Source organism: Bradyrhizobium iriomotense (assembly GCF_018130765.1).
Classification (GTDB): Bacteria; Pseudomonadota; Alphaproteobacteria; order Rhizobiales; family Xanthobacteraceae; genus Bradyrhizobium; species Bradyrhizobium iriomotense_A.
In genome coordinates, this window is sequence record NZ_JAFCJZ010000027.1 from 1 (window position 1) to 26,201 (window position 26,201).

Consider the following 26,201-nt stretch of genomic DNA (forward strand, 5'->3'; position numbering starts at 1 on the left):
TCCGGCCGCGCCTCGCAATCGGCCGGTTCGTTCCAGCCTGAGCAACCAAACCACCAATTCTTGCCCAGCCTCGACGGGTCAAACGAATTTCGGATAATGCGTAAGTACTTGTTTTCGCACGCCCCGGCTACTGTGCATGGGGTTGTTTTGCGACTTTTTTGTTCAGCTCGTCCGGGCGGCGTGAGGAATCCGTGCGGCTCTCACATTCGCGTGCGGAAAAATTCCGTCTGCATCGCCGCGACCGTTTGAAAGATTAATCATGCACTCCGCCACAAGCGCAGTGCTCGCATCGCTATTTTTCCGCGTGTCTCGACACCTCCGCCGCTCCGCACCATCATTCCCGAAACGTGAATGGTGACGGGCGCAGGCGGCCGGGAGTGTGGAATGAAGCGTCGGGACTTTCTGAAACTGTCGATCGGAACAGCGGCTGCCGCGGCGTTCGCCTCACGCGCGAATGCACAAGGCGCGGTGAAGGAAATTCGTATCGGCTACCAGAAGAACGGCGTGCTGGTCATCACGCGCCAGCAGGCCGCCCTGGAAAAACATTTCGCCCCGCAAGGCATCGAGGTGAAATGGGTGGAGTTCTCCTCAGGTCCTCCGATGATGGAGGCGATGAATGTCGGCAGCGTCGATTACGGCGCCGTCGGCGATTCCCCGCCGGTGTTCGCCCAGGCCGCGGGCGCGGCGATCGTCTACGCCGCCGGACAGCCGATCACCAACGGCCAGGGCATCCTGGTGCCGAAGGATTCGCCGATCCGCTCCATTGCTGAACTGAAGGGCAAGCGCGTCGGCTTCACCAAGGGCTCCAGCGCCCACAACATCGTGGTGCAGACGCTGGAGAAGGCCGGCCTCACCTATGCCGACATCACCCCGGTCTATCTGACGCCGCCGGACGCCGGCCCCGCCTTCGCCAATGGCAGCATCGAGGCCTGGGCGATCTGGGATCCGTATTTCGCGATCGGCGAGACCAAGCAGAACGGCCGCATCCTGATCAATGCGCGCGAGGTCACCAAGACCAACTCGTTCTACATCGCCAACCGCGACTTCGCGAAGAACCACGGCGCCATTCTGCAGCAGATCGTCGACGTCACCACCGCGACCGCCAAATGGGCCGAGCAGCATCGCGATGATGTGGCAAAGTCGCTCGCCGCAGTCACCGGCATTCCGCTAGACATCCAGACCATCGCTGCCAACCGCTCGTCCTTCGTGGTCGGCCCCGTCACCGACGACATCGTCGCGACCCAGCAGGGCGTTGCCGACCGCTTCCACAAGCTCGGCCTGATCCCGAGGCCGATCGTCATCCGCGACATCGTCTGGCGCAACTCGGCAGCCTGACCGTGCCGATCGATCTTCCCATTTCAAAAGGTCTGAACATGAAACGCATCGTTCAACGCGTGATCGCAGCCATCGTCATGTCGATCGGCATCGTCGCGGCCGCCGTCGGCACGACCTACGGCTAGGGGCACAGAGATGAGTAAACAATCAAACGCCAACATCCTCTGGTTCCTGCCGACCCACGGTGACGGCCGCTATCTCGGCACCGGCATCGGCGGCCGCGAGGTCAATTTCAACTATCTGCGCCAGGTCGCGCAGGCCGCCGACCAGCTCGGCTATTTTGGCGTGCTGCTGCCGACGGGCCGATCCTGCGAGGATTCCTGGATCGTCGCGTCCAGCGTCGCACCGTTCACCGAGCGGCTTCGCTACCTCGTGGCGGTGAGGCCCGGTCTGCAATCGCCAAGCGTTGCCGCGCGCATGACCGCGACGCTCGACCGTGTCACGGGCGGCCGGCTCCTCGTCAACGTCGTCACCGGCGGCGATCCCGTCGAGAACAAGGGTGACGGGATCTTCCTCGCCCACGACGAGCGCTACGAGGTCACCCGCGAGTTCCTCAACGTCTATAGCGACCTGCTCGCGGGCAAGACGGTGAATGTCGAGGGCAAGCACATCCACATCGAGGATGGCAAGCTGCTGTTTCCGCCGGTGCAGTCGCCGCGCCCGCCGCTCTATTTCGGCGGCTCGTCGGATGCCGGCATCGACGTCGCCGTCGACACCGTCGACAAATATCTCACCTGGGGCGAGCCGCCGGCCCTGGTTGCGGAGAAGATCGCCAAGGTGAGGGAGGTCGCAGCGGCCCGCGGCCGAAAACTATCCTTCGGCATCCGTCTTCATGTGATCGTCCGCGAGACCAATGAAGAGGCCTGGCGCGCCGCGAATGAGCTGATCAAGCATGTCAGCGACGACACCATCGCGCTGGCGCAGAAGAACTTTGCCCGCATGGACTCGGTCGGTCAGCAGCGCATGGCGCAGCTCCATGGCGGCAAGCGCGACAAGCTCGAGATCGCCCCGAACCTGTGGGCCGGGGTCGGCCTCGTGCGCGGCGGCGCCGGCACGGCGCTGGTCGGCGATGCCCGGACCGTCGCGGCCCGCATCAAGGAGTATCAGGACATCGGCATCGATACCTTCATCATGTCGGGCTATCCGCATCTGGAGGAGGCCTATCGCTTCGCCGAGCTGGTGTTCCCGCTGCTCTCGCTGGAGCAGCCGAGCGACGTGACCAGGCTGCACTTCAACGGCGGTCCTTTCGGCGAGACGGTCGGCAGCGATTTCCGTCCGCAGCACCGGGTGTCGCAATCATGAGTCTCATCGACAGCATTCCCCTTCCGCGTAGCCTTCGCCTGCCGCGCGTGGACGGCCTGGTCCAGTGGATCGTGCCGCTCGCCATCATCGCGATCTGGCAGGTCGCGAGCGTCACCGGCTTCGTGCCGGTTCGCGTGCTGCCGGCGCCGAGCGATGTCGCGCTGGCGGGCTGGAAGCTGCTGCTCTCCGGCGAGCTCGTCCGCAACATCTGGGTGTCGTTCTGGCGCGCCTCGATCGGCTTTCTGATCGGCGGCAGCATCGGCTTCGCCTTCGGGCTCGCCAACGGCCTGTCGCAGCTTTCGGCCAAGCTCACCGACACCACGCTGCAGATGGTGCGCAACGTGCCGCATCTGGCGCTGATCCCGCTGGTCATCCTCTGGTTCGGCATCGACGAGAGCGCCAAGCTCTTCCTCGTGGCGTTAGGGGTGTTCTTCCCGATCTATCTCAACACGCTGCACGGCATCCGCACCGTCGATCCGCAGCTGATCGAGATGGGCCGCATCTACGGCATGACCGATGGCGAATTGTTCCGCCGCGTCATCTTCCCGGGCGCGCTGCCCTCGATCTTCGTCGGCATCCGCTTCGCGCTCGGCATCATGTGGCTGACGCTGATCGTCGCCGAGACCATCGCTGCGTCCTCAGGGCTAGGCTACATGGCGATGCAGGCGCGCGAGTTCATGTTGATCGACGTCGTCGTGCTCTCGATCCTGATCTACGCCCTGCTCGGCAAGCTCGCCGACAGCGCCTCCCGCGTGCTGGAGCGCCTGACGCTCTCCTGGCACCCCGCCTTCCAGAAACGTTGAGCAGAAATACTGGGAATCACATGCAGACAGCGCTTCGTACGTCCCTTTCCGAGACCGAGTTCGCCAGCCGCGCCAGTTTTGCGCCTCACGCCCGCGTGGTCCGTGAGGAGCGGCCGATGCAGATCAGCGGCCTGCCGCTCAGCATCCGCGGCTTGCGCAAATCCTTCGGTGATAACGAGGTGCTGCGCGGTATCGATCTGCACATCCCCGCCGGCCAGTTCGTCGCTATCGTGGGAAAAAGCGGTTGCGGCAAGAGCACGCTGCTGCGCCTGATCGCTGGCCTGGACAAGATCGATGCCGGCAGCATCAGCTTCGGCGGTGACGTCCAGCCCGAAGACATCCGTGTCATGTTCCAGGAGCCGCGGCTGCTGCCCTGGGCCCGCGTGCTCGCCAATGTCGAGGTCGGTCTCGGCCGCGATCGCGCCTCGAAGGACGCGCATGCCCGCGCCGAGAAGGCGCTGACCGAGGTCGGTCTCGCCGACAAGCGCGACCAGTGGCCTTCCGTGCTGTCGGGCGGCCAGAAGCAGCGCGTCGCGCTCGGCCGCGCGCTGGTCTCCCGTCCGCGCGTGCTCGCCTTCGACGAGCCGCTTGGTGCGCTCGATGCCCTGACCCGCATCTCGATGCAGCGCCTTCTGGAGCGCGTCTGGCGCGACCAGGGCTTTACCGCGATTCTGGTCACCCACGACGTCGCCGAGGCTGTCGCCCTGGCCGACCGGGTGCTGGTGATCGAGGAGGGCCGTATCGCCCATGATGTCACGATTAACGTGGCTCGCCCCCGCCAGCGTGGCTCGGCCGAGCTGGCGGGCCTCGAAGGCTCGATCCTGAGCCACCTTTTGTCGGCGGACGATCGTACCTAAATAGAAGGGAACCCCATTTCGGGGACCACGCCATGAATGTAGTGCCCCGCGATCTCATGACCGAAATCCCCGTTTCGCCCGCCGATTTCCGCGGCGCCATGCGCCACCTCACCGGTGGCGTCAGCGTCATCACCGCCGGGCGGGGCAAGGACATCACCGGCATGACGGTGACATCCGTAACCTCGCTGTCGGTGGAGCCGCCAACCCTGCTGGTCAGCATCAATCGCGATGCCTCGTCCTTCCCGCTGATCAAGCGCCATGGCGCCTTCGGCGTGAACATCCTCAATGCCGACCAGCTCGATGTCGCCGAGCGCTTTGCCGGCAAGGGCGGGCTGAAGGGCGCCGATCGCTTTGCCGGCGCCCAGTGGGTGACGGCAGTCTCGGGAGTCCCGCTGCTGGTCGGTGCATTGTCGGTGTTCGACTGCGAGGTCGAGGAGATCGTCGAGCGTCACTCGCACGGCATCGTCATCGGCCGTGTCAGGGACGTCAGGAACTCGACGCGCAATGCGGCGCTCGCCTATTGGCACGGCCAGTATGTGGCGGTCGACCAGGACGAGGACGCCGCAAGGCTCGCCGATGTCAGCGTTCCCGCGCGCACCCGGCGCGGCATTTGATCGCCGCCCGCAGGCGCCGGCTGGCCTTTTCCGCCTCATCGCTCTAGAAGCGCTGCTTGAGCCGTCCCGCCGGGACGGCATCGGAGCGGATAGATGAAGCGCGTCGCGACCCTAGCCTTCTACGCCATCGGCGCGCTCGCGATCGCCTATCTCGCGCTCTACGCCTACGCGATGTTCTCCGGGCAGCCGATCGTGCCTGGCGATCCCATCCACATCTTCCGCAAGCCCGACGCGCCGAGTTATTCGTGACGGTCTCGTAGGTGCGTAGGGTGGGTTAGCCGAAGGCGTAACCCACCACTGTTTGTGTCCGCGGAGACGAAAGAGGTGGGTTACGCCGAGCAGATGCGCGTCGCGCATCTGCAGGGCTAACCCACCCTACGACCCTACGGCACCTCTCCCTCACCCCCTCAAAATCGCCAGCGCCAGCGCCTGTGCGCGCGGCACGATGCTGTCGACCTCGAGATATTCCTCCGGCGTGTGCGCGAGCCCGCCGACCGGGCCGAGGCCGCAAATCGTCGGCGTGCCCACCGCGGCGGTGAAGCCGGAATCGGCGCAGCCGCCGGAGAACTCGCCCTGCAGCGTGGTGAGGCCGACCTGCCTAGCAGCGGCCTGATAGCCCTCGAACAGCGTCTTCGACTCCGCGCTTTGCACCACCGGCACGAACTCGCCCTTGATCGTCAGCGTCGCGCTGGTGCCCGGCACGTAAGATGTGGCGACGATCTTTTCGATTGCGGCCATGATCCGCGCGCGATCGGCCGGATCGACATAGCGCAGGTCGATCTGGCCTTCGGCGAAAGGCGCCGTGGTGTTGACGGACTGGCCGCCCGAGACGAGGCCGACATTGAGCGTGATGCCCTTGTCGAGATCGGTCAGCGCGTGGATCTGGACGATCTTGTGCGCGAGCTCGCCGATCGCGCTGACGCCGGCAGCGAAATTGGCGCCGGAATGCGCGGCCTTGCCGGTGATGGTCATGTGCATGAAGATGCCGCCCTTGCGTCCCGTCACGACATTGCCCGTGGGCCGGCCAGGCTCGGAGTTGAACACGGCGCGCGCGGCGCGTCCTTCGCGCTCGATGATGGGGCGGCAGGCGGGCGAGCCAATCTCCTCGTCCGAGGTGATCAGCACCTTGATCGGATGCGGCGAGCCGCCGAACTTATGGAAGGCGGTGGCCACGAACACGTTCATGACGAGGCCCGACTTCATATCGGCGACGCCGGGGCCATAGGCGCGGCCGTCTTTGATGGTGAACGCGCGCCGCCCGGCCTCGCCCTTGCCGAACACGGTGTCGCGATGCCCCATCAACAGCACCGGCTTCTCGTTGCTGCCGGGCTTGGCCACCTCGGCATGGATCGCATCGCCGAAGGTGGCGTTGGCCTCGCGCCGGAACGGAATGCCGTGCTCGGCAAAATGCCGCTCGAACCGCGCACCGACCGCATCGACGCCTTCCTTGTCATAGGACCCGGAATCGATGTTCACGACGTCGCGCAAGAGATCGATCATCGCCTGCTTCTGCGACGCCAGCCAGTCCGTGATTTGAGCTTCAGACATGTTTACCCTCGTGGTTCTCACGCGGGGTTATAGGGCCTTGCGCCGGCCGGACCTAGTCGCCGGATGCGGTGCGGCCATGTGCTGGCTCCCGTAGCCCGGATGAGCGAAGCGATATCCGGGACTCTTTTTCACGGCTTCCCGCATGTCGCTGCGCTCATGCGGGCTACGGCGCTCCAAAAAGGTCGCCCGCCTAGCGGCTTGGCTGCGCTATTGCCTCGACACCGCGAAGCTGCGTCGCGACGACCAGCGCACCGACCTTTCGGCCCATGTCCTTGCCGACTTCGGTCGAGAAGCGGTAGTGAAAGCCGGCCCAGATGCGCGCATTGGAGACTTCGTCGCTATAGTCCTGCAGCCGCGACCATTTGCGCGTGACCCCCGGTGCCGTCGGGCTGGTCAGGGAGAACTCGCCAAAATCTCCAACGACAGTTTGCAGCACGGTCGAAATTGCGGCCGAGACGATGCAGTGGGCGCAGGGATATTCCGGATGCATCGGCGTGTCCCCGAGCGGCAGCCAGGAGGGATCGCGAGGCGTCGCGGCATTCGAGGTCAGATCGGCATTGCGTATGGCCGTGATCGGGCGCCAGAAATTGTAGTGGTACTTGGCGTCAAACACGGCGACGATGGCATCGTTGCCGGCAATCGACGTCAAGGCGAACAGGCGGGCGCAGTCGACGAGATCCATTCCCTTGGCCATCGCGGCCTGCCTCACGATGGGATTGTAGGTGCGGGCGCCGACAAAGAACCAGAAGCGGCCGATCGTCGTTTGCTCAGGCGTCCGGGCCGAACTGCCCCGGCTGCCGACCTCGCGGATTTCGTTGACGTCCCTGGTCCAGACCTCTGAATCGAGCGCGGGCGGCGGTCCGGGACGGAACTGCGATCCCGACGTCATGACCCACGGCGTCGTCGCACCCGTGGTCGAGAAAAGCGGGACGACGGTTGGAACATAGGCGCCCGGCGTGGTCAGGGGCCGGTACGTTTCCACGGCGGCGCTGCCATCCTTCGCACGAAGCTCGATGATCTGCACTGCCGCCTCTTTCCCGAGCGTGATGCCGGCAGTCTTGGACTCGCCGTCGGCAATCGGCGCCAGCGCGTTCGTCAGTGTCGCATCCAGGTCCGGCTTGAGGTCCGGATAGATCGACAGCAGTACGTCGTGAGCCGCAACTGCCGCTGCAGCTTCCCGCGAGGTCGAACGATCCGCGGACAACGAGATCTTGTAAGGCGCGTAGCGGTGGTCGATCGCGTTGACGGCCTCGAACATGGCAACGTGCATCATGGACAAGGCGCGGCTATGCGGCGCCGGTAGAATTTGCTTCTCGGCAGCGATCGCGTCGGCTTTGGCGTTCCAGTCCATGATCACGTCGGCGCGCGCAAGCGGCGCTGTGGCTGCGATCAGCGTTGCAATCAGCGATAAGCGGGAAATCGTCCACGAAAAGCGGTTCATGGCATGCCCTTTCGGTTGGAAGGACGTTCGCAAAGCGGATGCGCCCCCCGGTGGACGGACATCACGCCACGCTGCTCTTGAACACTAGCGCTCCCGGCGCATCCTGCTTGTGAACTGCTTCACTCTGCGCGCGGCCGGGTCAGTCTCGGCCGGCACGATAGTCCGGTAGCCCGGATGAGCGAAGCGATATCCGGGGTTCCATAAGGCGGCGCTGTTCCCGCATGTCGCTGCGCTCATGCGGGCTACGACAGCAGTGTATCTCCGTCATCCTGAGGTGCTCGCGAAGCGAGCCTCGAAGGGCGACGGCCCGGCTGAGGCCGTGCATCCTTCGAGGCTCCCCATGGGACGCGTCGCGTCCCATGCCTCGCACCTCAGGATGACGGAACGGGTGTTGGTGCGTGTGGCGAAAAGAAAATGCCCGGGACTGGCCCGGGCATTTGCATCTCTCAATCTTCGAACGAGGCGCCTATGCCCCCACCATCGGCATCCGCGGATACTCCCCTGGCGTGCCCGCGGGCGGGATCGGGATGCCGCCGTCGGCGTATTCGTTGAGCTTGTTGCGCAGCGTGCGGATGGAGATGCCGAGAATGTTGGCGGCATGGGTGCGGTTGCCGAGGCAGTGCTTCAGCGTCTCCAGGATCAGGTCGCGTTCGACGTCGGCGACGGTGCGCCCCACGAGCGCGCGCGTCACCTGCTCGGCGGCCATGGTCGCATGCGCCACGGCCGGGGCGGTCTTGGCGAGGTCGAGGCGGTCGCCGTCCGGGGTGATGATCGCGTCGGGGCCGATCTCGTCGCCCTGCGCCATCAGCACCGCGCGGTGCATGGTGTTCTCGAGCTCGCGGACGTTGCCCTGCCAGCGGTTGGCCGAGAGCACGCGGCGCGCCTCCGCCGAGATCGGGCGCAGCGGAACGCCGTTGGCCTCGGCATATTTCTTCACGAAGTGCTGGGCGAGCTCGAGGATGTCGGCGGGACGCTCGCGCAGCGGCGGGATCTTCAAATTGACGACGTTGAGGCGGAACAGCAAATCCTCGCGGAACGTGCCTTCGCGCACGGCCTCCGCCAGATTGCGGTTCGAGGTCGCGATGATGCGGATGTCCACGGCGACAGGCTTGGTGCCGCCGACGCGGTCGATCACGCGCTCCTGGATGGCGCGCAGCAGTTTTGATTGCAGGCGGACGTCCATCTCCGAGATTTCGTCGAGCAGCAGCGTGCCGCCGGTGGCTTCCTCGAACTTGCCGATGCGGCGGGCCACCGCCCCGGTGAACGCGCCCTTCTCGTGGCCGAACAGCTCGGACTCCAGCAGATGCTCGGGGATCGCGGCGCAATTGATCGAGATGAACGGACGCTTGGCGCGAGCCGAGCGGGTGTGGACGTAGCGCGCCAGCACTTCCTTGCCCGTGCCGGACTCGCCGGTGATCATCACCGAGGCGTCGGAGCCTGCGATCTGCTGGGCGAGCTTGATCACGCGCGCCATGGCTTCGTCGCGATAGACCAGCTCGCGGGAATCATTGGCGACGGCAGCCAGCACCGCAGCGATCAGCTCCGGATCCGGCGGCAGCGGGATGTATTCCTTAGCGCCGGCGTGGATCGCGGCGACCGCGGCGCGGGCGTCGTTGGTGATGCCGCATGCGACGATCGGAGCGTGGATGTGCTCGGCCTCCAGCCGCATCACGAGGTCGCGGATGTCGAGGGCGACATCGACCAGCAGGAGGTCGGCGCCCTTGCCGCCGCGCAGCACCCGCATCGCCTGCTCGTGATCCTCGGCGTGGGTCACGGTGGCGCCGTTCTCCATCGCGATCTTGGTGGCGGTGGTGAGCTGGCCCTTCAATGTGCCAACGATGAGAAGCCGCATGTCAGTCTCCTGTCCGTCTGGTCGCGCTATTGCGCGTTATCACGTGCGTTCGGTCTTGATGATTTCGGTCATGGTCACGCCGAGCTTGTCCTCGACCAGGACGACCTCGCCGCGGGCGACCAGCTTGTTGTTGACGTAGATGTCGATGGCCTCGCCGACGCGCCGGTCGAGCTCGAGCACGGTGCCGGGCCCGAGCTTCAGGAGCTCGCCGACATCCATCTTGGAGCGGCCGAGCACGGCCGAGACCTGCACCGGCACGTCGAACACCGCCTCGAGGTCGGCGGCGGCGCGCGCCGCATATTCGTCCTCGTTGTAGCCGACATCCGCGGTCGGCGGCATCGGGCCGTTGAGATCGGGCAGCGGGACCTGTCCGTCGGTGTCGCTCATGGCTTAGCTCCCCCTGCGGGACGCGATATAGCGTCCGACCATGTCGTCGATCTTGGCCGCGATGGCGCCGCGCTCCAGCACGACACCGCCATCGGCCCATTCGATCCGGCAGTCGCCGGTGGCAATTTCCGGCTCGGCCAGGATCACCAGCCGTCCCTCGAAGCCGCTCTGCTTGGCGAGCCGCTCGATCTTCTCGCGCGCGCTGTCGTAGAGCGAATCGTTGATGCGGACGACGAGATGCGGCGTCGCGACCAGATGCGAGAAGCAATCCTTGACCAGCGCGACGATCTCGCCGAGCGGCTCGGCGGCGACGAGGTCGGCGCACAGCTTGCGCGCCACCGCGATCGCGACCTCGACCGCCTCGGTCTCCATCTTGGTCTCGATGTTGCCGAAGCCAGCGGCGACGCCCCGGATACCGATATTGATCTCTTCCATGGCGAGCGCGACGCGGCGGTCGCTCTCGGCCTTGGCCTCGCGCTGGCCGGCGGCAAAACCGTCCTGATAGGCGCGCGCCTCCGCTTCCGCGATCTTCTGTGCGATCTCGGCCGCGGTCGCGGCCTTCTCGCGCGGCGACCGCTCGGGCGCCGCGAAGTCGGTGTCGAACAGGAATTTTGCCGGAGCGGCCATCAATACACCAGCTCGTCGTCGGCGCGGTTCTTGGTCAGCATGATCTCGCCCTTGGCCGCGAGGTCTTTCGCGAGATTGACCAGCAGCGCCTGGGCCTCGTCGACGTCGCGCAGGCGCACGGGGCCCATCGCCGCCATGTCGTCCTGGAGCATCTTGGCCGCGCGCGAGGACATGTTGCCGAAGAAGAAGTTGCGGACGTCCTCGTTGGCGCTCTTGAGCGCGACGCCGAGCTTGTCCTTGTCGACGTTGCGCATCAGGGTCTGGGCCGAGCCGGAATCCAGCTTCACGAGGTCGTCGAAGGTGAACATCAGCGCCTTGATGCGTTCGGCCGATTCCCGGTTCTCCTCTTCCAGCGAGGTGATGAAGCGGGTTTCGGTCTGGCGATCGAAATTGTTGAAGATTTCCGCCATCACCTCGTGGGCGTCGCGGCGGCGGGTCTGCGACAGGTTCGACATGAACTCGGTGCGCAGCGTCTTCTCCACGCTCTCGATCACCTCCTTCTGCACCGCCTCCATCTTCAGCATGCGGTTGACGACGTCGAGCGCGAGATCCTCGGGGAAGATGCCGAGCACGCGTGCGGCGTGTTCCGGCTTCAGCTTCGACAGCACCACGGCGATGGTCTGCGGGTATTCGTTCTTGAGGTAGTTGGCGAGGACCTCTTCCTGCACGTTGGAGAGCTTCTCCCACATGTTGCGGCCCGCGGGGCCGCGGATCTCGTCCATGATGCCGTTGACGCGCTCCGGCGGCAGGTATTGCTGCAGCAGCCGCTCGGTGGCGTCGAAATTGCCCATCAGCGCGCCGGAGGCCGACATGCGCGAGACGAATTCGAGCAGCATGTCCTCGACGGTGTCGACCTCGACGGTGCCGAGCGTCGACATTTCCAGCGAGAGCTGGCGCACCTCGTCGTCGTCAAGCAGCCCCCAGATCTTGCCGCCATACTGCTCGCCCAGCGCCAGCATCAGGATCGCGGCGCGCCGCGGCCCGGCCAATTGCTCGGGACCCTTGCCGCCCTTGGCGCGGTCGCCGGCACGCTGGCCGAGCGTGGAGATCACGCTGGTGATGTCGTTGGAGTTGGCATTCTGCAGGGAAGCGGCCATGTCAGTTCACTTCTCGATCACTTCGTGGGTTCCGCCAGCCACTGGCGGATGATGGCGACGGTTTCGTTGGGGTTGCGCTCGGCGAGCTCGCCGACGCGATGAACTGACTGGGCGTGGACCTGGCCCTGGATGGTGGCGACGTCGATGGCGCTGGCGGCGCCGCCGGGCAGCAGCGCCTGTCCGCCGGCGGCGGGAGCTGTCTCTTCCGAGGCGGAGGGGCCGGCGAGGACGCCGGAGATGGCGGCGGCGACTTCGTCCGAGGCGAGGATGCGCTTGACCAGCGGGCGGATCACCATGAACAGCACGACGAGGCCGAGCAGCATCATCACGCCGAGCTCGACGAAGTACATGACGTCGTCCTTGGTGAACTGCAGCATGCCGAGGAAGCCGCCGGGTTCGCCGATCGGGGCGGTGGAGGGGGCGTCGGCGAAGCGCAGATTGACGACCTCGACCTGGTCGCCGCGCTTCTGGTCGAAGCCGATCGCCGAGCGCACCAGAGTGGCGATGCTGTCGAGCTGCTCCTTGGTGCGGTCCGTATAGGCGAGCTCGCCCTTGTCGTTCTTGGTGTAGATGCCGTCGACCAGCACTGCGACCGAGATGCGGTTGACCCGGCCGGCCTCGGTCACCTCGGTCTTGGTGGTGCGGGAGATCTCGTAATTGTTGGTCTCCTCGGTCTTCTTGCTCTGGTCCTTGGCCGCGACGCCGTTGTTCTGCTGGTTGCCGGGCAGCTCGTTGTTGACGGTGACCTGGCCGTTATTGTCGGCGGTCATGCTGCTTTCTTCGCGGGTCTGGCTCGAGCGCAGCACGCGGCCCTCGGGGTCGAACTTGTCCGAGGTCTGGGTGATCTTGTTGAAGTCGAAATCGGCGGAGAGCTGGACGCGGGCCCGGCCGGAGCCGACCACCGAGGAGACGATGTCCTCGACCTGCTTGCGCATCCGCTTCTCGAAGGCGGTGCGGCGTTCGTCGCCGAGCGCCTGCTCCGGATCGGTCTGGGCGCCGTCGGCGAGCAGCTGGCCGGCCTCATCGACGATCGAGACCCGCTGCGGCTTCAACCCGTTGACGGCGGAGGCGACGAGATGGCGGATGGCGCGGATCTGCTGGGCTTCGAGCGAGCCGCGCACGCGCACGACGATCGAGGCCGACGGCTCCGGCGCCTCGCGCGCGAACAGCGGACGCTCGGGCAGCACCAAATGCACGCGAGCGGCCTGGATGCGGTCGATGGCGCGGATGGTGCGGGCGAGCTCGCCTTCGAGGGCGCGGAGATGATTGATGTTTTGGACGAAGGAGGTGGTGCCGAGCGCGTCCGACTTGTCGAACACCTCGTAGCCGACGCCGCCGCCCTTGGGCAGGCCGCCCTCGGCGAGCTTCATCCGCAGCCGCGTGACCTTGTCCTTGGGCACCATGATGATGGAGCCCTCATTGCGGATCTCGAACTGGATCCCCTGGCGTTCCAGATCCTTGATAATGCTGGAGGAATCTTCGACGCTGAGGTCCGTGAACAGCGTCGTCATCTGCGGCGTGGTGACGCGCATGATGACGAACGCGAAGAAGCCGATGAGCGCGGCGGTGACCGCGATCATCGCCCCGAACCGGGCGGCGCCGATACTTTTTAAGAAGTCCGCAAGACCTTGCAAGCAACCGCCCCGACCAATTCGACCCGCAACCGAGCGGCCGACTGGGCAATTATTGCCTAGGGGATGGTTTCGATATGGTTAACGAAGGTTAAGAGGTCGGACAAAAGTAGCGTCATGAAAAAAATCGGCCTCGCGGGGCGAGGCCGATTTTCGTCAAAAGCTGCAGATTTCCGGATCGCTTACTGGCGATATTGCTGGATGCGGGTGGTGCGAAGACCCGCCAGACCGTGCTGGTCAATGGAAAACTGCCAGGAGAGGAATTCGTCGACCGTCAGGGTGTAACGGCTGCAGGCCTCCTCAAGGGAGAGAAGTCCGCCACGCACAGCGGCGACGACCTCGGCCTTGCGGCGGATGACCCAGCGTTTGGTGCCGGGTGCGGGCAGATCTGCGATCGTCAGCGGACTGCCGTCCGGCCCGATGACGTATTTTACCCTCGGGCGATGGGGTTCTGTCATGGCGTACTCACAAACTCTCAACCACTGAACTCACGCCGTAACCGTAACCCCGGCGGCTTAAAAATCCGCTAAGCCTAAGGCTTCAATACAATTCTCGTTGAAACTTGCGGGAACGCGGCCGGCCTGGCGGGCGAAAAGGCCGGTCAGGCGGGCAGAAGGTAAATACTTTACTAACGAACAGGGGCCTGTGCGCGATGTCGGCAAGCCCTCAAACCGTCGTCCCGGGGCGCGCGTAGCGCGAGCTATGATGCGCAATTGCGCATCTGAGGACCCATAACCCCAGGAAGGGGTTTGACGAAGACTCGGAGTGACCAGCTGCGCGCTACAACCGCTCCCTGGGGTTATGGAGCCCCGCGTTCGCGGGGATGACACTGAATCTGTTGCTGCAGCGTTCCGCTATCAATTGCTGCTCGTCGCGATGATGCTCTTCACCTGGCTCAGCGTGTAGCTGGCGCCGTCGATGGTGAGCAGCGGCGGCGACTGGGTCAGGTCGACGGACGACACCACGCCCTGCACCTGCGCGGCGATGCCGATATTGTTGTTCGCGACGTCCTTGCCCGTGGCGGAGATCGTGTACTTGCCGTCGGGCCATTGCGTGCCGTCATTGCCCATGCCGTTCCAGGTGAAGGGAATGTCGGTGCCGGCGGCGGCGGTGTATTTGCCGGTGAACACGGTCTGGCCGCTGGCATTGGCGACGGTGATGTCGACGGTGGAGTCGGTCGGCACGTTGAGATGCCAGGTCGCCGACGAATTCTTCATGGTCGCGGTCGAGCCGTCGACCAGCGCGGTCTTGCCGACGAAGCCCAGCGCCTGGGTCGCCTGCGTGGTCTGCTGCAGGGTGACGAGCTGGGCCAGCGAGTCGTTGGTTTTGAGCTGCTGCTCGACGCCGGCGAACTGCACCAGCTGCTGCGTGAACTGGTTGGTGTCGAGCGGATCGAGCGGGTTCTGGTTCTGCAGCTGCGTCGTCAGCAGCGTCAGGAAGGTCTGGAAGTTGCCGGCGAGCGTCGAGCCCGTGCTCGAGCTCATGGTCGAGCTCGATGAGGATTTCGGGATGTCGGTCGTGCCGGAGACGACGGCGGGCGCGGTGGCGGCATTCGTTGTGGTCATTGTCGAATACTCCTCACACTCTGATGTCGACGCCGCTGCTCGATCCGAGCAGGCGGCCGTAGCCGCGCCCCACGGGCGCTGCGGGAACGCTGTCGTCCTCGCTGATGATCAGCCGGCGGGCATTGCCGCCATTGTCGTTGTTCTGGCCGGACTGCTGGCCCGATGAATTCTGGTCGCGCAGGCTGAAGGAGAGCCCGTTGCTGCCGGTCTTGAAGCCGGCATCGTCGAGCGCGCGCTGCAATTGCGGCGCGTCCTGGCGCAGCATCTGCAGCGTCTCCGGCTTCTCGACCGTGAGATGCGAGGTGACCTGGCCGTTGCGGTCGACATTGATGCGGACGTCGATGCGGCCGAGATCGACCGGATCGAGGCTGATGTCGAAGCGTGTCTTGCCCGCGCGTGCGGCCGCCGCGATCTCGATCGGCACGGCGTTGATCGGCACCGCCGCGGAGGTCGCCGCAGTCGCGGTCAGCGTTGCGGTCGAGGCGGTCGCGGCCGAGGTCGTCGTGGTCAGCGGGGCCTGGACGGCGGCGGCGGCCTGCGCGCTGCTGTCGGTTGCGTTGAAAGCGGCCTGCGCATTGGCATGGGCGTGGGCGGCCGGTGCCGCCGGGATCGCGTCGGGCGCACGGTCCGCGGTACCTGGCTTCGCGTCGGTCGCGCTGCCATCGGCCTGCGGCTTGGCGGCTTGCGGATGCGCGGCGGCGTTGGTCGCGGTCGCGGGCGCCTGCGGCGTGGCCGCGCTGGTCTTGCCCGTATCCTGGCCGATGTTGGAGACGTCGGTCTGGGCCTGCGCGGTCGCGGCGGCCTTGAACGAGGTTTTTGGCGTGCCCTGGTCGACGGCGGCGATCAGCCCGCCTTTGCTCTTGGCCTCGGTCGCGGTGCCGTCGGTGGTGCCGGTCGCGGCATCGGCAAGCGTCGCCGAGGTGTCGGCATCGACCTTCGCGCCGGCGGTCTTGGCGCTCTTGTCGCCGGGCGTCGCGGTGTCGGTCTTGCTGCCCGCGATCTGCGCCGCGGTGGAGGCGCTGGCGGCGATGCCGGCGGCGGCGATCGTCAGCGGCGAGGACGCGGTGTCGGTGGCCTGGCTCGCAGCCGCATTCGGATCGACCGGCACGACGGGCGCGGCGACCGGAATCGCGTTCGGATCGGGCACGGCGGTTTGCGTCGCGTCGACTTGCACTGTCGCCGCGGCATCGACGGCAGCAAGACCGTCGGTGGTCTTGTCACCCTTTGTCTCGTCGGACTTGTCCGCCGACTTGGCGTCTGACGTCTCGGACTTGTCCTTGGCTTTGGTGGGCTTGGTGGAATCCTTGGCCGGATCGGCGGTCGCCTCGCTCATGGTGTCGTTCCCGGCGGGCGCAGTGTCGGTGTCGTCGCTGGCCTTGCTCCGCGCGGAGGAGTCCGTGGAGGCGGTGTCGCGCGAGCTGCGGTCGGAGGCGGAGGACGACGAGGCGGAATCGGTCCGGCGCGGCGCGGTGTCCTGGGCCGGCGAATTGTTGCTGATCGCCTGGGTGTTGCTGTCGACCAGCGAGCCGAAGGAGTCGCTCGGAGAGGTGTCCTTGTGCCCTTGCGACCGCGCAGGCTTCTGCTGCGCGCTCGAAACCTGCACGCTGGCAGCTAGATCTGAGGAAACACCGACCACAGGCAACCCCTTGGAAACATCTTCGGCAGAGGGGTAGCAAGGAGCGGGCCAGCCCCTTCATGTGCGATTTTATCAAGTAAAATCAATGCATTACATGATTTGTCGCCGAGCTGCGAGGGGCGCAAAAGCCCCGCCATTTCTGCCGCCCCGGCAAGAATTGCCCCAAGCTTGAGGCCGGCGTGATTGCTTCACCGGAAGGCCGCCTATATTAAAGAGGCAGCTCTCAGCCGCTTTCGACCGGGCAAGCCGCGCCCCCGCGGGAACCGAAGTTCCCCCGGGACCGTTCATGTCCCGGCCAGAAGCAAATCGCGGATCGCCGAACCGCCGTCACAGCTTAAGAACCCATGCTCAACAGTCTGGATCTTGAAGGCCGTCCTGAGGACACCAGGGTCGTCGTCGCCATGTCGGGCGGCGTCGATTCCTCGACGACGGCTGCGCTGCTGAAGGCTGAAGGCTACGACGTCGTCGGCATCACGCTGCAGCTTTACGACCATGGCGCGGCCACCCATCGCAAGGGCGCCTGCTGCGCCGGCCAGGACATCCACGACGCCCGCGACGTCGCCGCCAAGCTTGGCATTCCCCATTACGTGCTCGACTACGAGGACCGCTTCCGCGAGTCGGTCATCGACAATTTTGCCGACTCTTACGCGCTCGGTGAGACACCGGTCCCGTGCATCGAGTGCAACCGCAGCGTCAAATTCCGCGACCTGCTGAAGACCGCGCGCGAGTTAGGGGCGCAGGCGCTCGCCACCGGCCATTACGTTGCTTCGCGCCGCCAGGGCGACGGCTCGCGCGCGCTGGTCTGCGCCGCCGACGCCGACCGGGACCAGAGCTATTTCCTGTTCGCGACCACGCAGGAGCAGCTCGACTTCCTGCGCTTCCCGCTCGGCGACATGACCAAGCCCGAGACGCGCGAGCTGGCTCGCCGCTTTGGCCTCAGCGTCGCCGACAAGCACGACAGCCAGGACATCTGCTTCGTGCCGACGGGCCGCTACACCGACATCATCACGCGCCTGCGTCCGAACGCGATGGACCCCGGCGACATCGTCGATCTCGACGGTCGCGTGCTCGGCCAGCATCACGGCATCGCCAATTTCACCGTCGGCCAGCGCCGCGGCCTCGGCATCGCCTCCGGCTCGCCGCTGTTCGTGGTGAGGCTGGATGCGGCGCACCGCCGCGTCGTCGTCGGCCCGCGCGATGCGCTGAAGATGCACCGCATCAGCTTGCGCGACGTCAACTGGATCGGCGGCGGCGACATCGATAGCGCCATCGGCAACGGCTTGGAGATGTTCGTGCGCGTGCGCTCGACCCGCTCGCCGCAGCCGGCCTGGCTGCGCGGCGGCAATGGCCATTACGAGGTCGAGCTCGTCGCCGGCGAAGAGGGTGTCTCGCCCGGCCAGGCCTGCGTGTTCTACGACGCGCCTGGCGGCCAGGCCCGTGTGCTCGGCGGCGGTTTTATTCAGAGCGCGGCGGCGAAGGTCGCGACAAGCACAGCGAGGCCGCTCGCTGAGGCGGTCCGCGGCTAATCTTGCCGAGATTGGCCCCACCTGCTACCGCGAAGGCAGTGCACCCCCTCTCCCGCTTGCGGGGGAGGGTCGGGGAGGGGGCTCTCTCCACCAGCGATATATCGCGAACGGATAAAGCCCTCACCCGGCGCTACGCGCCGACCTCTCCCGCAAGCGGGAGAGGCGCTAGACCGAGTTCGGGACTGACTCCAATCTCACCAATGATCATTTCTCTTTAGAGTTTCGCGTAAGGGCAGGGGGCATGGCAGCAGACATCTCGCGGGCCGGGGTCGAGAAGGCCTATGGCCGCTGGGCGCCGGTCTACGATCTCGTGTTCGGCAAGGTCTTCGACGCCGGACGGCAGTCGACGATTGCGGAGGCCGACCGCATCGGCGGCCGCATCCTCGACGTCGGCGTCGGCACCGGTCTGTCGCTGTCGGATTACGCGCGCACCACAAAAATCTGTGGCGTCGACATTTCCGAGCCGATGCTGCGCAAGGCGCAGGCCCGCGTGCGCGCGTTGCGCCTTAGCAATGTCGAAGTGCTCTCGGTGATGGATGCGAAGAACCTCGCCTTCCCCGCAAACTTCTTCGATGCGGTGGTCGCGCAATATGTCATCACCGCCGTGCCCGATCCGGAAGGAACGCTCGACGAGTTCGTCCGCGTGCTCAAGCCGGGCGGCGAGCTGATCCTCGTCAACCACATCGGCGCCGAGAAGGGTCTTCGCAAGCTCTCCGAGCTCGCCTTCGCGCCCCTGGCGCGCCGGCTCGGCTGGCGCCCGGAATTCCCGTGGGACCGCCTCGTCAATTGGGCCGCAAAGCACGGCGGCGTCACGCTCGCCGAGCGCCGCCCGATGCCGCCGATGGGCCATTTCTCGCTGATCCGCTACCGCAAATCGTGATCGTGTCGGGGGAACGCGCGCCAAGGCCGGCGCGTTTTCCTCCCATGCGCACGACATCAAACATCATCCTGGCTGGCCTCCTGATCGCCGCCTCAGGCGCAGCGATCGCGCAGGCCCCGCCCGCTCCTGCGACGCCGCCGCAAGCGACCGCGCCGCCATCCCCGCAGCATGCGGCCAACTGCACCCCGCAGGACCGCCCGAACCGTCTGGCCGACGGCACCACCACCGGCCAGTCCCGGGAACCGCTCGGCGACAAGCTGGCAAAGTCCGACGGCGTGCTCTGCCCGCCCGCCGGCATCGACCCCGACATGCACGCCCCGGCCCCCGACACCGGCGGCAACACCCCGGTCATCCCGCCCCCCGGCAGCCCCGGCGGCGACCCGAATGTGAGGCCGAAATAGGCGGCTTTTCTTTCGCCTCTCCCCGCGCGCGGGGAGAGGCCGGAATCCGCGCAAAGCGCGGATTCCGGGTGAGGGGGCTCTCCGCGAGTCTGGTGCCGGAAACGGACGAATCCGGCGCCAAATCGCCCGCTTTTCCACCCTCAAACGCCTCGTCTTGCAAACCTTTCCGCAAACGCGGATTGACTTCCCGCCGCCCCCTTCATTATATGCCGCGCGTTCGCGAGATCGGCGGTAACAGCCGTTCGCGACCCTGTGGCGGGGTAGCTCAGCTGGTTAGAGCACGGGAATCATAATCCTGGGGTCGGGGGTTCGAGTCCCTCTCCCGCTACCAAATTGACTTCCCCAATTGATCTGCATTTCTGTGCGCTGAAGGACGAGCCCTAGCGGCGCTACAGTTTTTTACCCAGACTACGACTATCGAGCTCGTTTCTCATTGTTTGGGCTCGGCCTTCGGATTCGCTTGACCGCAACCAAAGTTGCGTTTCCCCCGATATGTTAATCGCTTCACTTTTTAGCGACGATTCGAGGCGCTATAGATCTTACGTCAATTAATCGGGTGGCGACCTTTGGTTGCAAGGCCATCATGGGGGCTGTGAAGAAGATGGCGTCCGGCGATCGTAGGTCGCTGGCGTGCGTTGATCTATTTGCCGGGGCTGGCGGCTTTTCACTGGCTGCCCATCGGGCCGGCTTTTCGGTGAAGCTCGCAGTGGAGCGAGACAAGCATGCATGTGCCACCTACAAGCATAACTTCCGTCGACGCCGAACGATTCTCGAAGAGGGCGACATAACCGAAATGTCGCCGCGTGAATTGGCGCGCAGGCACTTTGATCGGGGCAGCATTTGCGACCTCCTATTGGGTGGCCCGCCATGCCAAGGATTCTCGATACATCGCATCAACGACGCTGGCGTCGAGGATCCGCGAAACAACCTGATACATACTTACTTTGATTTCGTTAGAGCGTTTGAACCGTCGATATTCCTGATGGAAAACGTGCCCGGGATGCTCTGGAGCCGCCACTCAGAATTCCTCGCAGACTTCTATGCCCGTGCAAGGGCCGCCCATTATGACGTCCGCCAGCCTGTGGTTATTGACGCTCGGGACCATGGATTGCCTCAACGGCGGAAGCGAGTCTTCATCCTAGGCGTCCGAAAAGAGTTGGAGAGTGACAGCCTATCGTGGCCACCAGCTCCCACGCATGGTAATGACGCAAAGCTTTTGAAAAACAAGAACTTGAAGCGCTGGATCTCTTGCGCTTCAGTCTTTAGAAATTTGCCGCTGGACGATGAGAACGCCATCTGTATGCAGCATTCTAAGGAGTTGGTGGAAGCATTCAGAAATACGCCCGCCAACGGCGGTAGCCGCAGCGATTCCGGCCGAGTGCTGGATTGCCACAAGGGGCATGACGGACATCGAGACGTCTACGGTCGGATTGACCCGAGGCAGCCTGGTCCGACAATGACAACCGCCTGCATTAATCCTTCTAAGGGAAGATTCGTGCACCCCACGCAGCACCATGGCATTACGGTCCGCCAAGCCGCACGTATTCAAACGTTCCCAGACGACTTTCTGTTCAAGGGCGGATTAATGGCCGCCGGAGTGCAGATTGGAAACGCGGTGCCGGTGCAACTGGGCGAGATCCTCATCAAGTCTCTTCGGCCGTTTTTAAGGAAGGCAAGACGGCAAAGAAGTGGCTGATCGATCGAGGTTTTTTATCGCGAGTGATTCGCCCTATGCCACCCGATCAGACCCGATGAAGTCGAGCCCGACGCGGGTAAAATTGGTGCCCAGCATCTGTGCAAGATTGATGGCGTATTCGTAGCGGAGTTGTGCGACTACCGCGGCTTGATGTTCCTTGGCAGCGATTTTTCCCTGATCTATATGCAGTTTGGTGAATGTGAATCTTTTGTCCTCATCTTCAAAGCGCCCAAGGTTGGACGCGTGTAGAGGGTACCAGTGTGGCGATGAATTTGGATGGTCCGGTTCATTGATGCACAGGGTGTGGGACTTGCCATCCAACTCCAGGAAAATATATCGATTCGAATGCACGTCGGGGGGCACCTCGCTCTTGTGCCATGGCTTGAGCCGAACGGCTAGAAACGGCATGTGGTCCGACATATCCTTGAACATCCCGGTTTTCCTCTGGCCGGGAACAAGATCGCACGAGGGTGACAAACATACCCAGAAAGCATTCTCAGCCCTGAAAATATGCCCAGTCTGCAGATGCCAGCCATGCGCCTTCTTCGTGCACGCGAAGATATTGTGATCTTCGTCTGCCTTGTTGCTCGATCTCTTGTCGGTGAGATCTACCTTAAAATGCTGCTTGACGAGTTCGTCACCGGCTAGTGGTCCGTTGGAATCAGCCTTTATCAGTCGTTCCGCAAACTCGAGCACATTCTCTTGCACATAGTCCAACAGCTGCTCCGAGTGGCGTGCAACAGCAGTGCCGATGAGCGTGCGACGCGCAGGTAGATCGCCTTTCAAGAGCTCACTGTACCATCTTGCAAGCACGTAATCATTGCCAAGTGCGGCATCCTCGGCGGCTACGCCGAACTCCCCTAGCTGCGAGCGAAGCTTGGTCAAGAAGAGCCGAGACGGTTTGGGACTCCACGCGATCAGGGACTTGAAGAGCACCTGTAGTATATCGACCTCACCGTCATTCTTGTTCGTGAACGCTATAAATCCTTCTTTCGACCGGATCCAAAGATCGTCCTCGCTCCACTGAGGCTGTGCCTGCACTTTGGCCGGCTGCATTTTGCCGGCGGATCGTTGTTCGAAATCCTTCACGATCCACCTGAAAATAATCTTCAGATCAGCTTCCCTCCAGCCAGCCGCTTCGCAGATGTCAGATAGGATCGAGAAGGGCTGTTCGCCTTTTCGAAATGCGATAAACGCCTTCTTTGCGTCCTTCCTCAAGCAGAAATATTGCTCTACGCGGAAAGCTGCGCGGATATTCACCAGCAAGTTGTCATCATCAAATTCGGCTTTGGATATAAGATGCGTGGAGCGATCGCTTTCTTTCTCGGATAGCTTCTCAGTGCAGGGCGACATCAGCCCAAGCAGCATCTCTCGAAACGCATCCTCCAACTTGGCAGATGTGTGAACCACGACAAGATTGAAGCGATCATTCGCCATGACTTGGCGTGCGATTTCGATCGCGCGCGTTCCGTCGCCGTCAGCCCCATTCAACTGATAATCGAGAACCAAGAGATCAGATTGATGAAGGTGATATGCGAGCTGTTCCTCGCTTCCATCATTGCCGCGGCCGTCATGGATGTCGACCAAGAGAGGGAGCTTACGGAAACCTTCTACGATCTTTTTGATTTTCGTAGGACCCTTCATCCACGCCTTGGTGGATTGTGGGGGCTTTTCACCCTTGAGGACAATGCTTTGAATATCGAGGATTTCAGAATACGTGGGATAATCGTCGTCCACGATCAAGACCGATCTAATCGGCTTGATGAATGCCTCCTCTATAAACGCGTGATAGCCGGGGTTACTCCCCATATTCCGCCCCTCTAAATTCTATTACGAAGTTTGCGCCCGGTAACTCCGGTCCCGAACTAGAGCCGCGCAAATAACTGATCTTGTGGCCGCCAGCTGCTAGATTTGCCCGGCACAGATAAAGTCCCACGCCCCGTCCGCCTCGAAGCTTACGTGTAAAGAACAAACTAAAGAGGTTATTCACGTCGTCGCTATCTACACCTGGGCCAGTGTCGGAAACGACCACCCGATTTTGGGCGGCGGATAGCAAAATCTTTCGGGGCGGCTCCTTCACCCCGACCCAATAGAGACTGTTGTTCACCAGGTTTATAAAGACCGGATACAATCTTGAAGGTTGATCGTAGACTCTGAATTTTTTGAATTCCGGCGTCGCCTCGAAGGATACTGTGGCTCTGACGAACAGTGGCCCAAAGAAATCTCTGATGTAGTTGAAAATCTGCTCTCCTGTCACCCAGAGTGTCGGTCGATGTCCCGACAGCTTGAGTGGAGATAGAAAGCGCAGTTGGTCCGTCAGTCCCTCGCAGCCGAACTCGATATCCTTTGCCGCCGAACTCGATTTCACTTCAGGCGGTAAACGATTGAGGCCTGATCGAATCATGTCGTCGTAAGATTCCATCTCATGGCCAATAATCTCGACAGCTATTCCGAGTTGAGCGAGGCTATTCAAGCGATCGAGTTCCTGTCGGAGCTCGTTGACTTCCTCCATGCCGAAATTCGCGAGATGTTCTAAGTCGATGCTTTCGCCGAGGCTCTCGAGAGCGCTGATATAGGGCTCGAATAGATTGGCGTTCTCGCGATCCATGCGCTCGCGCAAATCGTCCATCGTCTTGACGAGAACAGGCAGGCTCAGCTCGTTGCGGTCGAGGGAGTTTAGGAGAGGGGACATTTGTAAGTGAAAGGCTTTGTTGCGCTGATCTATGAGCGCAAGCATCCTTGAGAATTCTTGCTTTTGAAGCACGTCAATCCTTTTTCGCCATGTGCTGATGCGGCGGGATAATAGTGTGCCGTTCCGCGCCAAATGGCGTTGCGCAAATTCCCGTGGTTTGGTCGGTGCAAGGGTTTTTATTGCCTCTTGAATGCGCTCGTCCAAACCAGAGATCGCCGCCTGCGCGGACTGGATATCGCTCCGATACTGTTTGAAGGCGGACTCTAAGCTGCCGAGATTTTGTGGTGTCTCTCCCAAATTGAAGCCGACGCGTCGGTCCTTGAGCTCGCCGAGACTTGCCTGTGCAGCCTCAACACCCTTTTCCGAGTCGAGTTTTGCGGATTGCTCGGCTTCTCGGATCATCGCCAAGAAGGCTGGAAGCTCCCTGCTAAACTGTCTTAGTTTCGTGCTGAACTGCGATCTCTGTTTTCGTCGTAGCTTGTTTCTTTCTTCAGTCGCCTTCGCCTTTCTGTTGGCTTCCTGAATCTCCGGCAGTATTTCGGTTCGGATGTCCGACGCCGATCCGAAGAACTCCCGCGCAAGCTTCATTAAGATATTGGATACTATGATCTTCAGCGCCTTCGCGGCATTATTGTCTAGAAGTCCCTCGCGGCCGGCCTTGTCCTTTAAGTTGGGGTTGCGCGCACGACTGATGCCGAGACGTCCGAACATCTGCCGGTGGTTCCAGAACTCGCGACCCGCGCTCTTAGAGCGCCTCATCTCAATCTCGAAGAAGTCGTTGTCCGTTCTGCCGTAGGGCATGATCCGCAATCCGTCGCGGAACATCATGAAACCAGCGTACCTTTTGGCGAGCTCTCTGAAGTGAGTGAATTGGGCCGTTGTTAGTGTCGAGTTGATAGCTTCGAACTCCATTGCAGCGATGTAGATGTCAATCGGGCCCATTGCTGCATCGGGACGTTTGGAGATGACAAGGTCTTGAGGAGGCTGGATCTCGAAGCTGCTGGAACGCCACTCGCCGAAGGCCTTAATTCGTCCCCGAAACACTCCATTGATGTCTATGACGCCATCAATGATGTGCTCGATAGGATCGAGCATCTGACGGTTGAATTCTTTGCCGACCCCGACGATCGTCCTCGACTTGTCTCCCGCCCAACTTCGTACTTCGTAAGCGAATTGCGGATCTCTTGCGCTGATCGTTAGCGCGCTGGACGATATGTAAGGATCAACGAAATTAGATAGAGTTTCGGTGAACTTCTCCCGCGCAGCCGTCGAGGCGGCGTCTGGAACGGTGGAGGGCAGCTGTGCCTGCAAATCGAAGTTGATTTGGGAAACGAGGAGAGCGGTTCCATGATCCGATGCTCCGGACCAAACCGGCCATTGCGCAATGTGCCGCTCTTCGAACGATGCATCGATAAGAGTAGCCGCGATTCGAGCCGACGGTGCTGGACGCTTCTCCGGCGGATCACGTCGAGCATCCTCCCGTTCCTGCAGAGCGTCATAGTCGTTCCAAGCTGCCCGGATGCGCGATTGTCGCGCCACATCCCCACCTCCCCACACGTTTTCCATGAGCTGGTCATATAATCCACCCAGAAGCTCAAAGAGTTGTCTTTTACTTGAGAATTCGACGACAGGAATTTGGACGTCGGCCAGATTGAGAAACGGGTTTTCGAATAGACGCCAATCCAACAGAGCCGCGACGAAGTCTTGATCGCGACGTTTCGATACGAACAGCAGCAGAGGGCCTAAGTTCGCGCATGAGAGTCGACCGATACCCTTCTGGCCCTGCTTGGGTCTATAGTCCAAGCCGTTGCGGTCCTCGATATCAGCTAGACTATCGACGGCTTTAGACTCGGTTCCAACGACGAGCCATTTCTCTACGAACTCGCGACGGTTCATTCCATGACCATCGTCGACGACGGCCGCGACCGGTTCCGCTCCGTCGAAGATGTCCAGATATACCGACCGCGCGTAGGCGTCGAAACTATTCTTCCATAGCTCGGAGATGGCGGTTGGGCAGTCGGCAATCTGCTCGCGTCCGAGATGGTCGAGAGTTCGGGCCTTCGTCTGAAAAGCAATGCTTTCAATCATGAAGAGGCTGGGAAAATGAAATGAGAAAAGAGCAGGACCGACTCCCAAGTGGCAAACGGATGGCTCTGAGCGTTGGCTCGGCGCCCGAACGATGCGGCCGCCGAAGTCCGGTGAGGGAGACCCAGGCCGACCGTACCTATGACCATAAGAGCAATCCCCCGCTTCGACAACCAGGAGACGTTATGGCGCGGGCCGCCGATGGCTTATACTTAATTCCAATGCC

Annotated in this window: 23 protein-coding genes and 1 tRNA gene; 12 read left to right on the top strand and 12 right to left on the bottom strand. The window is 62.9% G+C overall.

The genetic code is table 11. The features are described from left to right. Positions 1-384: 384 nt before the first annotated feature. From JQ635_RS33295 to JQ635_RS33320, 7 genes are all read left to right on the top strand, one after another. Positions 385-1,335 (top strand): sulfonate ABC transporter substrate-binding protein, encoded by a 951-nt coding sequence (locus tag JQ635_RS33295; RefSeq protein WP_211414011.1) that lies wholly within the window; start codon positions 385-387, stop codon positions 1,333-1,335. 2 nt (positions 1,336-1,337) lie between these two features. Next, positions 1,338-1,460: a hypothetical protein gene (locus JQ635_RS39280; protein WP_283826917.1), complete on the top strand. Its 123-nt coding sequence runs from the start codon at positions 1,338-1,340 to the stop codon at positions 1,458-1,460. A 10-nt stretch (positions 1,461-1,470) separates the two neighbouring features. After that, complete coding sequence (ssuD, locus tag JQ635_RS33300; protein ID WP_211414012.1) at positions 1,471-2,637, top strand: FMNH2-dependent alkanesulfonate monooxygenase; 1,167 nt, start codon at positions 1,471-1,473, stop codon at positions 2,635-2,637. Next, positions 2,634-3,440 (top strand): ABC transporter permease subunit, encoded by an 807-nt coding sequence (locus tag JQ635_RS33305; protein ID WP_211414013.1) that lies wholly within the window; start codon positions 2,634-2,636, stop codon positions 3,438-3,440. Before ssuD ends, JQ635_RS33305 begins: the two co-directional genes overlap by 4 nt. 20 nt (positions 3,441-3,460) lie before the next feature. Beyond that, positions 3,461-4,297, top strand: a complete 837-nt coding sequence (locus JQ635_RS33310; RefSeq protein WP_211414014.1) for an ATP-binding cassette domain-containing protein — start codon at positions 3,461-3,463, stop codon at positions 4,295-4,297. Positions 4,298-4,329: 32 nt separating this feature from the next. Next, positions 4,330-4,911 carry a flavin reductase family protein gene (locus JQ635_RS33315; RefSeq protein WP_211414015.1) on the top strand — a complete coding sequence of 194 codons (582 nt, stop codon included), beginning with the start codon at positions 4,330-4,332 and terminating at the stop codon, positions 4,909-4,911. Positions 4,912-5,004: 93 nt separating this feature from the next. Continuing rightward, positions 5,005-5,160, top strand: a complete 156-nt coding sequence (locus tag JQ635_RS33320) for a hypothetical protein (protein WP_167523728.1) — start codon at positions 5,005-5,007, stop codon at positions 5,158-5,160. A gap of 150 nt (positions 5,161-5,310) precedes the next feature. Here the strand turns inward: JQ635_RS33320 and JQ635_RS33325 are convergent, their stop codons facing one another. The 10 genes from JQ635_RS33325 to JQ635_RS33370 form a co-directional block, all read right to left on the bottom strand. After that, complete coding sequence (locus tag JQ635_RS33325; protein WP_211414016.1) at positions 5,311-6,459, bottom strand: M20 family metallopeptidase; 1,149 nt, start codon at positions 6,457-6,459, stop codon at positions 5,311-5,313. Between the two features lie 190 nt (positions 6,460-6,649). Then, complete coding sequence (locus JQ635_RS33330; protein ID WP_211414017.1) at positions 6,650-7,900, bottom strand: vanadium-dependent haloperoxidase; 1,251 nt, start codon at positions 7,898-7,900, stop codon at positions 6,650-6,652. A gap of 466 nt (positions 7,901-8,366) precedes the next feature. Next, positions 8,367-9,752, bottom strand: a complete 1,386-nt coding sequence (flbD, locus tag JQ635_RS33335) for a sigma-54-dependent transcriptional regulator FlbD (protein WP_211414018.1) — start codon at positions 9,750-9,752, stop codon at positions 8,367-8,369. Between the two features lie 39 nt (positions 9,753-9,791). Beyond that, on the bottom strand, positions 9,792-10,139 hold the full coding sequence (fliN, locus tag JQ635_RS33340; RefSeq protein WP_080139212.1) for a flagellar motor switch protein FliN: 348 nt from the start codon (positions 10,137-10,139) through the stop codon (positions 9,792-9,794). Positions 10,140-10,142: 3 nt separating this feature from the next. Continuing rightward, positions 10,143-10,766: a FliH/SctL family protein gene (locus JQ635_RS33345; RefSeq protein WP_211414019.1), complete on the bottom strand. Its 624-nt coding sequence runs from the start codon at positions 10,764-10,766 to the stop codon at positions 10,143-10,145. Further along, positions 10,766-11,863 carry a flagellar motor switch protein FliG gene (gene fliG, locus JQ635_RS33350; protein ID WP_211414020.1) on the bottom strand — a complete coding sequence of 366 codons (1,098 nt, stop codon included), beginning with the start codon at positions 11,861-11,863 and terminating at the stop codon, positions 10,766-10,768. Before fliG ends, JQ635_RS33345 begins: the two co-directional genes overlap by 1 nt. Before the next feature lie 17 nt (positions 11,864-11,880). After that, positions 11,881-13,497: a flagellar basal-body MS-ring/collar protein FliF gene (fliF, locus tag JQ635_RS33355; protein ID WP_211414021.1), complete on the bottom strand. Its 1,617-nt coding sequence runs from the start codon at positions 13,495-13,497 to the stop codon at positions 11,881-11,883. 179 nt (positions 13,498-13,676) lie between these two features. After that, positions 13,677-13,952, bottom strand: coding sequence for a DUF1153 domain-containing protein (locus tag JQ635_RS33360; protein WP_002714638.1), 276 nt, complete (start codon positions 13,950-13,952; stop codon positions 13,677-13,679). Between the two features lie 399 nt (positions 13,953-14,351). Beyond that, positions 14,352-15,059, bottom strand: coding sequence for a flagellar hook assembly protein FlgD (locus JQ635_RS33365; RefSeq protein WP_211406855.1), 708 nt, complete (start codon positions 15,057-15,059; stop codon positions 14,352-14,354). 13 nt (positions 15,060-15,072) lie between these two features. Next, complete coding sequence (locus JQ635_RS33370) at positions 15,073-16,695, bottom strand: flagellar hook-length control protein FliK (protein ID WP_211414022.1); 1,623 nt, start codon at positions 16,693-16,695, stop codon at positions 15,073-15,075. 344 nt (positions 16,696-17,039) lie between these two features. Between JQ635_RS33370 and mnmA the strand changes: the two genes are divergently transcribed. The 5 genes from mnmA to JQ635_RS33395 all read left to right on the top strand — a co-directional run bounded on the left by mnmA (position 17,040) and on the right by JQ635_RS33395 (position 21,198). Further along, positions 17,040-18,221: a tRNA 2-thiouridine(34) synthase MnmA gene (gene mnmA / locus JQ635_RS33375; RefSeq protein ID WP_211414023.1), complete on the top strand. Its 1,182-nt coding sequence runs from the start codon at positions 17,040-17,042 to the stop codon at positions 18,219-18,221. Between the two features lie 241 nt (positions 18,222-18,462). After that, positions 18,463-19,101: a class I SAM-dependent methyltransferase gene (locus tag JQ635_RS33380; RefSeq protein ID WP_211414024.1), complete on the top strand. Its 639-nt coding sequence runs from the start codon at positions 18,463-18,465 to the stop codon at positions 19,099-19,101. A 44-nt stretch (positions 19,102-19,145) separates the two neighbouring features. Continuing rightward, positions 19,146-19,502 carry a hypothetical protein gene (locus JQ635_RS33385; protein WP_211414025.1) on the top strand — a complete coding sequence of 119 codons (357 nt, stop codon included), beginning with the start codon at positions 19,146-19,148 and terminating at the stop codon, positions 19,500-19,502. Positions 19,503-19,756: 254 nt separating this feature from the next. Beyond that, a tRNA-Met gene (locus JQ635_RS33390) sits at positions 19,757-19,833 on the top strand. Between the two features lie 252 nt (positions 19,834-20,085). Further along, positions 20,086-21,198: a DNA cytosine methyltransferase gene (locus tag JQ635_RS33395; RefSeq protein ID WP_211414026.1), complete on the top strand. Its 1,113-nt coding sequence runs from the start codon at positions 20,086-20,088 to the stop codon at positions 21,196-21,198. Positions 21,199-21,231: 33 nt separating this feature from the next. Here the strand turns inward: JQ635_RS33395 and JQ635_RS33400 are convergent, their stop codons facing one another. Then, on the bottom strand, positions 21,232-22,941 hold the full coding sequence (locus JQ635_RS33400) for a response regulator receiver domain (RefSeq protein ID WP_211414027.1): 1,710 nt from the start codon (positions 22,939-22,941) through the stop codon (positions 21,232-21,234). Positions 22,942-22,996: 55 nt separating this feature from the next. After that, entirely contained in the window at positions 22,997-25,978 is a 2,982-nt protein-coding gene (locus tag JQ635_RS33405; protein WP_211414028.1) for an ATP-binding protein, read from the bottom strand. Between the last annotated feature and the right edge of the window lie 223 nt (positions 25,979-26,201).

Coding starts and splice junctions, on each gene's coding strand:
- JQ635_RS33295 (WP_211414011.1), top strand. CDS start 385: ATGAAGCGTCGGGACTTTCTGAAACTGTCGATCGGAACAGCGGCTGCC.
- ssuD (WP_211414012.1), top strand. CDS start 1,471: ATGAGTAAACAATCAAACGCCAACATCCTCTGGTTCCTGCCGACCCAC.
- JQ635_RS33305 (WP_211414013.1), top strand. CDS start 2,634: ATGAGTCTCATCGACAGCATTCCCCTTCCGCGTAGCCTTCGCCTGCCG.
- JQ635_RS33310 (WP_211414014.1), top strand. CDS start 3,461: ATGCAGACAGCGCTTCGTACGTCCCTTTCCGAGACCGAGTTCGCCAGC.
- JQ635_RS33315 (WP_211414015.1), top strand. CDS start 4,330: ATGAATGTAGTGCCCCGCGATCTCATGACCGAAATCCCCGTTTCGCCC.
- JQ635_RS33320 (WP_167523728.1), top strand. CDS start 5,005: ATGAAGCGCGTCGCGACCCTAGCCTTCTACGCCATCGGCGCGCTCGCG.
- JQ635_RS33325 (WP_211414016.1), bottom strand. CDS start 6,459: ATGTCTGAAGCTCAAATCACGGACTGGCTGGCGTCGCAGAAGCAGGCG.
- JQ635_RS33330 (WP_211414017.1), bottom strand. CDS start 7,900: ATGAACCGCTTTTCGTGGACGATTTCCCGCTTATCGCTGATTGCAACG.
- flbD (WP_211414018.1), bottom strand. CDS start 9,752: ATGCGGCTTCTCATCGTTGGCACATTGAAGGGCCAGCTCACCACCGCC.
- fliN (WP_080139212.1), bottom strand. CDS start 10,139: ATGAGCGACACCGACGGACAGGTCCCGCTGCCCGATCTCAACGGCCCG.
- JQ635_RS33345 (WP_211414019.1), bottom strand. CDS start 10,766: ATGGCCGCTCCGGCAAAATTCCTGTTCGACACCGACTTCGCGGCGCCC.
- fliG (WP_211414020.1), bottom strand. CDS start 11,863: ATGGCCGCTTCCCTGCAGAATGCCAACTCCAACGACATCACCAGCGTG.
- JQ635_RS33360 (WP_002714638.1), bottom strand. CDS start 13,952: ATGACAGAACCCCATCGCCCGAGGGTAAAATACGTCATCGGGCCGGAC.
- JQ635_RS33365 (WP_211406855.1), bottom strand. CDS start 15,059: ATGACCACAACGAATGCCGCCACCGCGCCCGCCGTCGTCTCCGGCACG.
- mnmA (WP_211414023.1), top strand. CDS start 17,040: ATGCTCAACAGTCTGGATCTTGAAGGCCGTCCTGAGGACACCAGGGTC.
- JQ635_RS33380 (WP_211414024.1), top strand. CDS start 18,463: ATGGCAGCAGACATCTCGCGGGCCGGGGTCGAGAAGGCCTATGGCCGC.
- JQ635_RS33385 (WP_211414025.1), top strand. CDS start 19,146: ATGCGCACGACATCAAACATCATCCTGGCTGGCCTCCTGATCGCCGCC.
- JQ635_RS33395 (WP_211414026.1), top strand. CDS start 20,086: ATGGGGGCTGTGAAGAAGATGGCGTCCGGCGATCGTAGGTCGCTGGCG.
- JQ635_RS33405 (WP_211414028.1), bottom strand. CDS start 25,978: ATGATTGAAAGCATTGCTTTTCAGACGAAGGCCCGAACTCTCGACCAT.